This is a genomic window from Phaeobacter sp. G2, assembly GCA_025163595.1.
In the GTDB taxonomy this organism is placed as follows: Bacteria; Pseudomonadota; Alphaproteobacteria; order Rhodobacterales; family Rhodobacteraceae; genus Pseudophaeobacter.
Genome location: CP104100.1, coordinates 3,161,037 through 3,173,716, shown reverse-complemented (window position 1 = coordinate 3,173,716; position 12,680 = coordinate 3,161,037). Strand labels below are relative to the sequence as shown.

The 12,680-nt window shown below is 59.3% G+C and carries 11 protein-coding genes; 5 read left to right on the top strand and 6 right to left on the bottom strand.

Features of this window, described 5'->3' with window-relative positions; genetic code table 11:
- Positions 1-152: 152 nt before the first annotated feature.
- The gene (locus N1037_15120) at positions 153-1,823 is read right to left on the bottom strand and encodes an FAD-binding dehydrogenase (GenBank protein UWS78593.1); all 1,671 of its coding nucleotides are present in this window, start codon (positions 1,821-1,823) and stop codon (positions 153-155) included.
- Positions 1,824-1,965: 142 nt separating this feature from the next.
- On the bottom strand, positions 1,966-3,741 hold the full coding sequence (locus tag N1037_15115; GenBank protein ID UWS78592.1) for an SLC13 family permease: 1,776 nt from the start codon (positions 3,739-3,741) through the stop codon (positions 1,966-1,968).
- A gap of 161 nt (positions 3,742-3,902) precedes the next feature.
- Here N1037_15115 and N1037_15110 point away from each other — a divergent pair, with 161 nt between their 5' ends.
- On the top strand, positions 3,903-4,643 hold the full coding sequence (locus tag N1037_15110; protein ID UWS78591.1) for a YebC/PmpR family DNA-binding transcriptional regulator: 741 nt from the start codon (positions 3,903-3,905) through the stop codon (positions 4,641-4,643).
- A 122-nt stretch (positions 4,644-4,765) separates the two neighbouring features.
- Here N1037_15110 and N1037_15105 read toward each other — a convergent pair whose 3' ends face one another.
- The 3 genes from N1037_15105 to N1037_15095 are packed head-to-tail and all read right to left on the bottom strand — an operon-like array spanning position 4,766 to position 7,279.
- Positions 4,766-5,614, bottom strand: a complete 849-nt coding sequence (locus N1037_15105) for a hypothetical protein (protein ID UWS78590.1) — start codon at positions 5,612-5,614, stop codon at positions 4,766-4,768.
- Positions 5,615-5,647: 33 nt separating this feature from the next.
- On the bottom strand, positions 5,648-6,340 hold the full coding sequence (locus tag N1037_15100; protein UWS78589.1) for a nitroreductase family protein: 693 nt from the start codon (positions 6,338-6,340) through the stop codon (positions 5,648-5,650).
- 33 nt (positions 6,341-6,373) lie between these two features.
- Positions 6,374-7,279, bottom strand: coding sequence for a LysR family transcriptional regulator ArgP (locus N1037_15095; protein ID UWS78588.1), 906 nt, complete (start codon positions 7,277-7,279; stop codon positions 6,374-6,376).
- Between the two features lie 128 nt (positions 7,280-7,407).
- On the opposite strand from N1037_15095, the gene N1037_15090 reads away from it, so the two are divergent.
- From N1037_15090 to N1037_15080, 3 genes are all read left to right on the top strand, one after another.
- Positions 7,408-8,028, top strand: a complete 621-nt coding sequence (locus N1037_15090) for a LysE/ArgO family amino acid transporter (GenBank protein UWS78587.1) — start codon at positions 7,408-7,410, stop codon at positions 8,026-8,028.
- A gap of 121 nt (positions 8,029-8,149) precedes the next feature.
- The gene (locus N1037_15085) at positions 8,150-9,070 is read left to right on the top strand and encodes a DMT family transporter (protein ID UWS78586.1); all 921 of its coding nucleotides are present in this window, start codon (positions 8,150-8,152) and stop codon (positions 9,068-9,070) included.
- Between the two features lie 148 nt (positions 9,071-9,218).
- Positions 9,219-10,157, top strand: a complete 939-nt coding sequence (locus N1037_15080) for a DUF1036 domain-containing protein (protein UWS78585.1) — start codon at positions 9,219-9,221, stop codon at positions 10,155-10,157.
- Positions 10,158-10,227: 70 nt separating this feature from the next.
- Here the strand turns inward: N1037_15080 and betI are convergent, their stop codons facing one another.
- Positions 10,228-10,803, bottom strand: coding sequence for a transcriptional regulator BetI (gene betI / locus N1037_15075; GenBank protein UWS78584.1), 576 nt, complete (start codon positions 10,801-10,803; stop codon positions 10,228-10,230).
- Positions 10,804-11,151: 348 nt separating this feature from the next.
- On the opposite strand from betI, the gene betC reads away from it, so the two are divergent.
- Complete coding sequence (gene betC / locus N1037_15070) at positions 11,152-12,660, top strand: choline-sulfatase (protein ID UWS78583.1); 1,509 nt, start codon at positions 11,152-11,154, stop codon at positions 12,658-12,660.
- The last annotated feature ends 20 nt before the right edge of the window (positions 12,661-12,680 follow it).

Here is a 12,680-nt window from a genome sequence, read left to right as displayed (position 1 = left end):
TACCGCAGGCATGGCGTAATCCTAGCGCTTTGTGCGCGCCCATCTGCGCTGTGACAGGCGGTGCAACGTGCTTTTGCAGCGCAGGGGCACAAGACTGCAGACGGCGCGATTGCACAGTTGAAGTGTAGCGGTGTTTTTGTTCCTCGCAGGCTTCAGGCAATCAAATCAGATCGTCCAGCCTGGCGACCAGAGAACAGGCAACCGCCGAGAAAAGTCCCCTCCAGCGCATTGTAGCCGTGATAGCCCCCACCGCCAAACCCTGCTGCTTCGCCGACTGCAAACAGCCCTGGCACCGCCGCCCCGTCGGCGCCGACCATCTGGCTGTCCAGATTTGTCTGTAGCCCGCCCAGGGTCTTGCGGGTGAGGATGTTCAGCCGAACGGCAATCAACGGACCATTCTCGCGCTCCAGTATGCGATGCGGTTTTGCGGTGCGGATCAGCCGGTCGCCACGATAGTTGCGGGCGGCATTGATGGCAATCACCTGGGCATCTTTGGCAAACGGATTGTCTACCTGGGCGTCGCGGGCCTCAATCTGGCGGCGCAGATGGGTCTCCTCCAGCGGCACCTCGGCGATCCGGTTCATGCCCTCGACCAGTTCTGCCAGCGTATCGGCGACAACAAAATCCTGCCCGTGTTTCTTAAAGGCTTCCACCGGGGCCGGGGCGCCGCCGCGCGACATCAGGCGGGCGCGGATCACCTCCAGCCATTTGCCCGAGGTGAGATCGGGGTTCTGTTCCGATCCTGACAGGGCAAATTCCTTTTCGATGATCTTTTGGCTCAGCACAAACCAGCTGTAATCATAGCCGGTTTTCAGGATCTCTTTCAGGGTTGCCAGGGTGTCAAAGCCGGGCAGGCAGGGTGCCTGCAATCTGTTTCCAAGCGCATCGAACCACATCGACGACGGTCCTGGCAGGATGCGAATGCCATGGTTGGGCCAGATTGGATCCCAGTTGCGCAGGCCTTCGGTATAGTGCCACATGCGGTCGCCATTGATCACATGGCCGCCTGCGGCTTCGGCAATGGGGATCATCCGCCCGTCCACATGGAAGGGCACACCCGCCACCATGTTTTCTGGCGGCGCGCCCAGCCGGTCACGAGGCCAGTTCTTGCGCACCAGGTCCAAATTGCCGCCAATGCCGCCTGAGGCCACGATGACCGAGGGCGCGTAGACCTCGAATTCACCGATTTCCTGGCGGTTTGTCTTAGCGCCTTGTGGGGCGGAATCTGCGGCAAGCACCTCGCCAGAGACACCTTTGACCTCGCCTGCCTGCACGATGATATGGCTCACCTGATGGCGAAACCGGCAGATCACACGCCCGGCAGCAACATGGGCCTGCAGCCGGGTGGCAAAAGGCGCCACAACGCCGGGGCCTGTGCCCCAGGTGACGTGAAAGCGGGGAACCGAATTGCCATGGCCTTCGGCGCCGCTGCCGCCACGTTCCGCCCAACCAACGATGGGAAACCAGCGCATGCCCATCTCATGCAGCCAGGGGCGCATTTCGCTGGCGGCAAAATCCAGATAGGCGCGGGCCCATTGCTTTGGCCAGTCGTCCTCGGCGCGGTCAAACTGGGCACTGCCCATCCAGTCCCGCCGGGCCAGGTCGTGGCTGTCGGTGATGCCCATGCGCCGCTGTTCCGGCGTGTCGATCATGAACAGCCCGCCAAGGCTCCAATGGGCCTGTCCGCCCAGAAACTGCGCTGGTTCCTGGTCCAGCAGGATCACCCGCTTGCCGCGATCGCCCAGTTCGCAGGCGGCCACAAGCCCAGCAATGCCGGCCCCAACAATTATCACATCTGCATGGGTATCTATACTGTCGCTCATCTGCCCCTCCCGCTTCGGTTTTGTTCAGCCTATGCGCAGCCCGTGATTCAGGGCAATTCTTTAGGGGCTGTGCCGTGAGGTCAGCATCACACCTGCGGGCCGCCTCACAGGTTAGGTTCGGTCTCCATTGGCCGGGGGTGGGCTACATTGGCCAAAAGACCAAGATTGACGGGATCGAAACGGCGATCACCAGGATCTCCAGCGGCAGCCCCATGCGCCAGTAGTCACCAAACTGATAGCCACCGGGCCCCAGAACCAGGGTGTTGTTCTTATGCCCGATCGGGGTGAGAAAGGCCGCAGAGGCGGCCACGGCGACCGCCATCAAAAACGGATCGGGAGACACCCCCATTGCATTGGCCATCTGGATGCCAACGGGGGCAGCAACAATGGCGGTGGCGGTATTGTTCAACACATCGGACAGGGTCATGGTGACCACCATCAGAACCGTCAGCACCATCCAGGAGGGCAGGCCGGCGGTAAGGTCGATCAGCCCATTGGCAATCAAGGCGGTGCCGCCGGAAGCATCCAGGGCGGCGCCAAGGGGAATCATCGACCCCAATAAAACAACCACCGGCCATTCCACGTGATCATAGATTTCCGCAACCGGCAGCACCTTGATCAGCACATAGCCAACCACCACCAGCCCCAGTGCGACCGGCAGGTAGACCAGCCCCAGCGAGGCGGCGAGCACGGCCAAGGCAAACATCCCGATTGCCGCCCAGGTCTTGTCATCGGCGGTCACAGCCAGACCGCGCTGAGCCAGAGGCAGGCAGCCTAGCCATTCGGTCACATCGGCGCCGCGATCCCGGGGGCAGAGCAGCAGCAGGATATCGCCGGCCTCGATTTCTGTCTGACGAATATGTTTGGTCAGGCGTCGCCCCTGCCGCGACAGACCCAGCAGAACGGCACTTTGCCGCCAGGCCAGCCCCAGCGCCTGGGCCGAGCGGCCATTGATGCGGGAGGTTTCCGGCACCACCACCTCAATGACTTCCAGCCCTTCACCGGCGGCGGTGAGCTTTTCCTGGCGCGCGGCGTCAGAAAAATTCAGCGACAGCGAGGTGCGAAACTCGTCCAGCGCCTCGGGTCTGGCTTCGATCACCAGGGTATCGCCAGCCTGCAGGACCGATCCGGCGGAGCGGCCATAGCGGCGCTTGCCATCGCGGATCAATCCCAGAATGGCGACATCCGCCTGTTCGGCGTCTTTGTCGAGCATGCCAAGCCGTTTGCCGATCAGCTTTGATTCCTCAGGTATTGTGAGTTCTGCCATGTAATCAGCCAATTGCGCCTCGGTATTGCCCGCGCCAGTTTCGCGCTGGGGGATCAGGCGCCAACCAATCAGGGCGACAAAGGCAAGCCCGGCAAGGGCTGCAATGCCGCCCACGGGTGCAAAATCAAACATGCCAAAGGGTTCGCCCATGGTCTCCTGTCGGATCGCCGCGATGATGATATTTGGCGGCGTGCCGATCAGCGTCGCCATGCCGCCCAGGATGGTGGCAAAGGACAGCGGCATCAGGCTCAACCCCGGTGCGCGTCCGGCCTTGCGGGCGGTCTGTATATCCACCGGCATCAGCAGCGCCAGCGCCGCGACATTGTTCATAAAGGCCGAAAGCACCGCACCGATGCCGCCCATCAGCCCGATATGGCTGCCAAGCGTGCGCGAGCTGTCCACCAGGGTTCGGGTGATCAGAAAGACCGCCCCCGAGCGCACCAGCCCGGCCGAGACGATCAGCACCAGCGCCACCACCAGCGTCGCCGGATGGCCAAAGCCGGAAAAGGCCTCCTTGGTGGGGACCAGGCCCAGCACCACAGCGATCATCAGCGCTGAGAAGGCGACGATGTCGTAGCGAAAGCGTCCCCAGAGGAACAAGCCAAAGACGGCGGCGAAAATGGCAAACAATGCGGTCTGTTCAAATGTCATGGCGCCACTCTAGCCATTGGCGCAACAGGGGCAAGGCGACACTGGCGTTGTTGCCGGATATTGCCCCGGATTCTGCTTGCCTGTCAGCAGTGCTTGAAAGCTGCCCCTGCCACAGGCTATATGAGCGCCAATTCAAGCATGCACGACACAAAGGATCTACCATGGCAGGCCATTCAAAATGGGCAAACATCCAGCATCGCAAGGGCCGTCAGGACGCTGTGCGGTCGAAACTGTTTTCCAAACTGGCCAAGGAGATCACCGTGGCCGCCAAGATGGGCGACCCTGATGTCGATAAGAACCCCCGTCTGCGTCTGGCTGTCAAAGAGGCCAAAAGCCAGTCGGTGCCCAAGGATGTGATCGAACGTGCGATCAAAAAGGCGATTGGCGGCGACGCTGAAAACTATGATGAGATCCGCTATGAGGGCTATGGCCCCAGCGGTGTCGCCGTCATCGTCGAAACCATGACTGACAACAAAAACCGCACCGCCTCCACTGTGCGCTCGACCTTCTCCAAGAATGGCGGCAACCTGGGCGAGACGGGGTCGGTTGGCTTTATGTTCGATCGCAAGGGCGAAGTGACCTACAAGGCGGAGGTTGGCGATGCCGACACGGTGATGATGGCCGCGATCGAGGCGGGCGCCGAAGACGTGGAATCCACTGAGGATGGCCACACGATCTATTGCGAAGACAGCGAGCTCAACGATGTGTCCAATGCGCTGGAAAAAGAGCTGGGCGAATCTGAGAGCACCAAGCTGGTGTGGAAACCGACCACCACCACCGAGCTGGACCTTGAAGGCATGCAAAAGCTGATGAAGCTGGTGGATGCGCTGGAAGACGACGATGATGTGCAGCGCGTCACCACCAATTTTGAAGCCTCTGACGAGGTGATGGAGCAGCTCTGATCTGCTCTGCCTTATTGGCTGTCCAAACCCTGGATACTCACGAAAGCCTCCGATCCTTCGGGGGCTTTCTGTTTGTGGGTGACCTCTTTGTGGGGGAGGGAGTGGGTGGGGGATTGAATGGTCTAAGGCGCACTGCGCAACATGCCGCCAGCCCATAGCAGCTCCGGGCTGGGCCGCCAAAGCTCTGTTGGGGCAATGGCGTAGATCTGCTGGATAAAACCAGGGGTGACACCCTGGCCAACAAGGAAATCCCCGTCCTTGCGCTGCTCCGCCATCAGGTCGATCTGCGGCAAGCCGCCAAATATTTCAAGCGAGTAGCCATGAAATCCCAGCTGTCCCTTGGGGCCCAATTGACGCGTGGTTCCAGCAGCAAATATCAGGGTACAGGCCGAGGCACAGAGCCCGGGTGCCAGGGTGGAAATTTCTTGCGCCCGGATCAGCTGGGCCACCCCACGGGCCTCATAGATGTGGCCGCCTGGACTGGTAAGCTGCAGCTGCTGAACCCCGGGGTGCAGCAGCAGCTGCGCCTTGATGGTCTTGGTCAGTCCAAAGGTTACCTCGCCGGAAAAAATCAACGCGCGGCCATCCTGTGACAGGGTCAGACTGTAGCGATCCGCATGGTCCTGGGCACGCTGTTCAGAATAGCTGAGTCCTTCGGGCGGGCGGTTGGCGATCAGCAGGGCCTGCCACCATAGGGACAGTGAGGCGAGCACCGAGAGCAGCAACAGCAGATAGCCGCCCCAGATCGGCGCCATGGCCCCAGAGCTGAGCATATGGGCGTCGGCGACCCGCAGATAGGCACGGCTTACCCAGAGCAGGCAGAGAAAATCCGCAGCGATCAGCCCCCAGACCAGGCTGGGCGGCATTTGGATCAGGTGATTGCCCCCCCACCACAGCAGCAGCGCCAGCCCGCGTGGCAGCAGGATATGCCACAGGAGGCTTGCGCCTAGGCTGCGCGGCTCAGCACTCATCTAGCCAACCAAAGCCTGGACGGATGAGGCGTCTCATTCAAAAACCGTCGAAATGTCTTGCAGGGGCTTTTTCACCTTGGCAACGCTGGGCACCTTGGCGTCTGGGCTGGGATGTCCTACGGCGATGATCATCGTGGGCTTTTCCGAGGCAGGACGCCCAAGTGCGGCATTGAGAAACTTCATCGGGTTGGGGGTATGGGTCAGACTGCACAGCCCGACAGTATGCAGCGCAGCCAACAAAAACCCGGTGGCGATATTGACGCTTTCGGGAACGTAGTAGTTTTTGTAGCGGGTGCCGTCGTCAAACTCTCCCCACCGCTGGGCAAAGACGACGATCAGCCAGGGCGCTATGGTCAGATGCGGCTTTTCGGCAGTGGTGCCAATGGGCTCCAGTGCCTTGATCCATTCGTCCCCGGCGCCACCGGCGTAAAACCGGCGCTCTTCTGCCTCGGCCTCCTGGCGGATCTGTTGTTTCAACGCGGGGTTAGCAATGGCGACAAAATGCCAGGGTTGATGATTGGCCCCCGAAGGCGCCGTACCGGCGGTTTTGATACATTGCTCAATCACCGTGCGGGCAACCGGCCGCGTGGTGAAATCGCGCACTGTGTGGCGCCGCTGCATATGCGCGAGGTACTCTGCTGCTTTGGTTTGCATCTCCGCATCAGAGTAGTCCGCACGATCTGGCAGCGGCACCGGCGCGTAACTGAGGGCAGATTTTGCGAACATGTTGGGTGCTCCAGAGCGGGGACGGAGGGCGATCTACTCCCCCCTGCGGGGGGGCTGGATCAGATGTTGTTTGGCCGAGCCTAACACTGCCCGTGTCAAAGGCGCCAGCGCTGAGGCCATAACACGGCTCACTTGCCATGTGAGGTCAATTTTTAGTGCGCTGTTGGGCAGCAAAGGCACCAGGGCGCCGGAATTCAGCGCTGGCTCAATCAGTTGAACCGGGTTCATGCCCCACCCCAGGCCTGCCTGCGCCCCGTCGGCAAACCCCTGTGTTGAGGGGATGAAATGGCAGGGGGCGGTGATCTGGCGCCCAAACTGCTGCTGGACCCAGCGCTGTTGCAGGGCATCCTTTGCATTATAAATCAGCTGCGGCGCCTGGGCGAGCGTTTCCGGGGTGATGCCCTGACCAAACCATTTTTGCATGAAGGTCGGGCTGGCACTGGCCTCATAGGGCATCGCGCCCAGGGGCTGGGCATTGCAGCCGGTGACCGGGGCGCTGTGGCTGGTGACGGCGGCGGAGACCTCGCCGCGTTTCAGCCAATCGGTGCTGTGGTCCTGATCATCAATGACCAGATCAAACAGCAGCCCCGGCGTGGCCGCCATGGCAGAGATGAACCAGGTCGCCAGGCTGTCGGCATTGACGGCAATGCGCAGATGCGGCGGCGTCTGTGGGCTGTTTTGGTCCAGCGCCAGGGCGTTGGACACCTGACCCTCCAGTATCGCGACATCTTCGGCGTGTTTTGCCAGCCGCAGCCCGGCTTCTGTGCCGGTGCAGGGCAGCCCGCGTTTGACCAGGGCCGTACCCACCCGCTCTTCCAGAGCCTTGATCCGCTGTGACACCGCCGAGGGGGTGACAGACAGATTATGGGCTGCGGCCTCAAAGCTGCCCAGGCGCAGGACGGCGGCCAGCGCCGAAAGGTGGTTGGGGTCAAATTGCATTAGAATGTCTTACTTTGGGTGAGTGTAATTAATTTTACTACGTCATTGGTGCAGGGTAGTCAAAGTCAGGATCGGGGGCTGAGGCCGCCAGCGATACCAGACACCGCACAACCGAAAGTACCCAGTTTATGCCGCTACTGACGTCTCTCCCGCCCAGCCTGTTTGCCGGCTTTGGTCTTGGCTTTAGCCTGATCCTAGCGATTGGCGCACAAAATGCCTTTGTGTTGCGCCAGGGGTTGCGGCGTCAGCATGTGTTCTGGGTATGCCTGGCCTGTGCCGGATCTGATGCCTTGTTGATTGCCTCTGGTGTCCTGGGCTTTGGATCCCTGGCTGTGGCCTTTCCCTGGTTCGAACCGGTGATGCGGTTTGGTGGCGCGGCGTTCCTGGCCTGGTATGGCGCCCGCAGCCTGTTGGCCGCTTGGCGCGGCGGTGAGATGCTTGACGCTGGGCAGGACGCTGGCAAAAGGCCGCTTTTACCCGTGCTGACAACGGTTCTGGCCCTGACCTGGCTGAACCCACATGTCTACCTGGATACGGTTGTTTTACTGGGGTCTATTTCCGCACAATATGCCGACCCGCTGGTTTTTGGTCTTGGCGCCATGCTGGCCAGTTTTACGTTTTTCTTTTCTTTGGGCTATGGCGCCAGCCTGTTGGCGCCGGTTTTTGCCCGTCCTGGCGCCTGGCAGGTTCTGGATGTCATTGTTGGCCTGACCATGTGGGCCATTTCGCTAAAGCTGCTATTGATGTGAACAGGTGGCGGCTTGCGCAGGGGGACGGTGAAGCAATCTCATTTGAGGTGATTTACTTGTGAAGGGTTGTATGGCGTGCCGAATGTGTGTTCTGTCGGCGCCATGAACAGGCAGATTGAAAATGACTAGGCACGTTGAAGAACCCGATAGCAGTAAACATCCAATGGTTGGTGTTTTCTGGATGTTTGTAACGGGTCTATGCTTTGTGGCGGTGACGGCTCTGGTGAAATACCTTGGCGACCGTATCCCCCCGGCTGAATCTGCTTTTTTGCGCTATCTGCTGGGATTGGTGTTTCTGATCCCATTGATTGGAAGTCTGCGCAAGACAACGCTAACGCCAAAACTCTGGCTCCTGTTTGTCGGCCGAGGCGTGGTGCATTCCGGCGGCGTTATGTTGTGGTTTTTTGCCATGACCCAGATCCCCTTGGCCGAGGTGACGGCAATGAACTACCTGTCGCCGATCTATGTGACCCTGGGGGCGGCCGTATTTTTGGGTGAAAAACTGGCAGCGCGACGCATCGCAGCGGTTGTTGCAGCCCTGATCGGCGCAGTGATCATACTGCGTCCCGGGTTCCGAGAGATCTCTCCGGGACATATTGCCATGATGTTTACAGCCCTGGCCTTTGGCGCCTCATACCTGCTGGCCAAGTTTACTGTCGACGACACCAACCCGGTGATGGTGGTGGCCATGCTGTCGATCTGGGTGACGCTGGGGCTGGCCCCCTTTGCGGCGGTGGTTTGGGTCACTCCGAGCCTGGGAGAACTTGCCATTCTCTTTGCTGTGGCCTGTTTTGCCACTGCGGGTCATTTCACCATGACGCTTGCCTTTGCGGCAGCCCCGGTGACGGTGACACAGCCGGTTACCTTTCTTCAACTGATCTGGGCGACGTTACTGGGAGCCTTGGTGTTTTCCGAGCCAGTGGACATCTGGGTCGTTTTTGGTGGTGGGCTTATCCTGGCTGCCATCAGCTTTATCACCTGGCGCGAGGCAATGCTAAAAAGGCGGGCGATTACGCCTCCTGATGCTGCAACAAAGGTGTAGGGCTCAAGACGGTGCTAGAGTTTGGAACTGACAGGGATGCCTGTGTAATACGTGGGGAGCTTTACCCATAATTTTGCAGAAAAAAATAATTCTAAGTGCGCTTATCTGTCTGTTCAGCGGGTTGATCAGCCCAGCCCGGGCTGAGCTGATGATCTGCAATGACACTGACCTGCCCCACGAAGTGGCGGTGGGGTTCAAACAAGACGGGCACTGGGTCTCAGAAGGCTGGTGGACAGTGGACGCCTCGGACTGCGTGACGCCGATCCATGGCGATTTGCAGTATCGCTTCTACTATTATCACGCCAGAAACCCGGAGCGGACATTCCACCACGACATGCTTTCCTTTTGTACCCAGCCAGAGCTTTTCACCATCGGCGGGGACAATGATTGTGAGGCGCGTGGCCATGACAAAACCTATTTTGCAAAAATAGATACTGGCCTTGGCAACAAGAATTTTCGCCAGAACTTGAGCACGCATTCCACCCCTTTGGAGGTGCGCTCCAGTCCCGAGCCGGGAACCTGGGGGGCCCCGTTTTCCGGGGAGGTCGTGTTTCTGGATTGCAGCGTTATGTTTCGGGGCAGATTCCAGTTTTGCAGGTTTATCGGCTCTGGGCGGGTTTTCACCGTGGTCGAAGACAACAGGACACCGCCAGAGGTTTTTGCGACCTTACGGGGGATGGCCAAAGCAACGCCGGTGCAGATCGAAGGAGACTGGGTCGGGCTCTTTGACCATTCGGTAGAGATTGCCTTGCGATCGGTAAAGGTGCGGGCGCCAAACGAAGAGGACAGGGTGCTTAAGCAGTTGCAGGGGAACTGGTTTTCCGAGACCGATAGCAAGGATCAATTTACAATTATCGGCAATGAGAGGCAGAGCAACTACGGCGGTGCGCTGACCTCTTTGGAATATCTGTCGGTGATGCCGTTTTGCAATGAATTTGACGGTTTTGGCCCCTACCTTTATGCGTGGGATAGCCAGGGTGGCACCGGGTTATGCTACGAGATCAAAAAGGTGTCCGAGACGGTTCTGGAGTTGATCTACTTGCCCAGGCGCACAGAGCATCGGTATTTCAAGCATTCATCGCCCTGACCCCGCCAAACTGGTAGTCTCGTGATGGCACCAGAACACTGTCGAGTGCGCAGGCCTTGGCTGAATGGGACTAGGAGAGGGACAGATCCACCACCCGGTGCGCTGCCAGGCGGGCAGCTTTGGCGTCGACACTGCTTTCTGATTGCGCAGCTTGTAGCCAGACGCCATCCATATAGCACTGCAGGGCGCTGCGCGCTGTTTCGATTTGCTCAGCGGGCAACAGATTGGCCAGCTCAGCCCGCACATGGCTGCGGACACGGGTGCGATTGATTCGATGCAGCCGCGCAAGGCGGGGTGAATAGGGGGCGTTGGCCCAGAACTGCATCCAGAGACTGCACTGCGGCACAGTAAAAAGCGCATCCGAGAAATTGGCATCCATTACCGCATAAAGCCGCTCTTCCGGCGTTCTGGCTGCGCTGTAGCCAGCAATCATCGCGGTGCGCAATTTACGCAGCAAATGCCGCATAGTGGCCTCCATCAGGCCTTCCTTTGATCCGAAGTAATAGTTGATCGATGCCGCAGAGGCACCAGCCTCTCGCGCGATTTCTGCCATTGTAACAACAGAGTAGCCGCGTTTGTGAACGGCGACAATGGTGGCTGCGATCAGCTCTTCGTTGCGAATGTCTCTAATGCGTTTTCTTCCCATGACGAAGTTTTGCGCCACTTGGAGGCAGGTTTCAACTGTTGATGTCTCAAACTAAACTTGAATGACCATTCAAAAATATGTTTGGAGGGGTAGGTTTTCATGCTAGAAGGCCTTTCGATGTGCACAGGGCCAACTCCACAGGGCCAACTCCACGCGTCCAGGTCCACGGGCGCAACAACCATCATGGGAGCCTCGCTCCATTGACAGGCTTTGACTTGCCGCCTTTGCACCGTCGACAGGGAGGCCGCGCGTCAGAAAGTGACGTAAACAAAGTATCGCTCCGGTGTGGGGCTAAGACGAACGGAACAAAATGGGGTGAAGCCCCTGAAAACATAGGACGTAATGCAGATGACAAAGCCAAATATTCTGGTTCTTATGGTTGATCAGTTGAACGGGACACTGTTTCCGGATGGGCCCGCGGACTGGCTGCATGCGCCAAACCTGAAAAAGCTGGCGGCGCGCTCAACCCGCTTTGCCAATGCCTATACCGCGTCGCCGCTTTGTGCGCCGGGGCGTGCTTCGTTTATGTCGGGGCAGCTGCCCTCGCGCACTGGCGTTTATGATAATGCGGCTGAGTTCCGCTCTGATATTCCCACCTATGCCCATCATTTGCGCCGCGCCGGCTATTACACCTGCCTGTCGGGCAAGATGCATTTTGTCGGCCCCGACCAGCTGCATGGGTTCGAGGACCGTCTGACCACCGATATCTACCCCGCCGATTTTGGCTGGACGCCGGATTATCGCAAACCTGGTGAGCGTATCGAGTGGTGGTATCACAACATGGGCTCGGTCACCGGGGCCGGGGTTGCCGAGACCTCGAACCAGATGGAATACGATGATGAGGTCGCCTATAATGCCACCGCCAAGCTGTATGAGCTGTCGCGTGGCTTGGACGACCGCCCCTGGGCACTGACGGTCAGCTTTACCCATCCCCATGATCCCTATGTCGCCCGCAAAAAATACTGGGATCTCTATGAGGATTGCGAGTATCTGCTGCCGCAGACCCCGGCGATGGACTACGCGGATCATGACAACCACGCCAAGCGGATCTTTGACGCCAATGACTGGCGCAGCTTTGACATCACCGAGGACCATATCAAACGGGCGCGCCGCGCCTATTTTGCCAATATCTCTTATCTGGATGACAAGATCGGAGAGATCCTGCAGGTGCTGGAAGACACCCGGCAAGAAGCCACCATCCTGTTTGTCTCGGATCATGGCGATATGCTGGGCGAGCGGGGCCTTTGGTTCAAGATGAGCTTTTATGACGGCTCGGCGCGGGTGCCCCTGATGATTTCCTCGCCTGACCTGCCTGCAGGGCTGGTTGAAACTCCGGTGTCAACGCTGGATGTGAACCCGACCCTGGGGGCGCTGGCCGGTCTGCCCATGGAAGAGATCGCCCCCTGGACCGATGGCGAAGATCTGTGTCCCCTGGCCAAAGGTGTGGAGCGCAGCGCTCCGGTAGCAATGGAATATGCCGCCGAGGCCTCTTATGCGCCGCTGGTGTCCCTGCGCTATGGCAAGTGGAAATACAACCGCTGCAGCCTGGACCCGGATCAGCTGTTTGATCTGGAGGCCGACCCGCTGGAGCGTAACAATCTGGCAGATGATCCGGCCCATGCAGGCACCCTTCAGACGCTCAAGGCCAAGTCCGAAGCGCGCTGGGATCTGGCCCGGTTTGACGCCGATGTCCGCGCCAGCCAGGCCTGTCGTTGGGTGGTCTATGAGGCCCTGCGCCAGGGGGGGTACTACCCCTGGGATTACCAGCCACTGCAAAAAGCCTCCGAGCGCTACATGCGCAACCACATGGATCTCAACACGCTTGAGGACAACAAACGCTTTCCCCGTGGCGAATAGCCCGAAATTTAAATACCGCC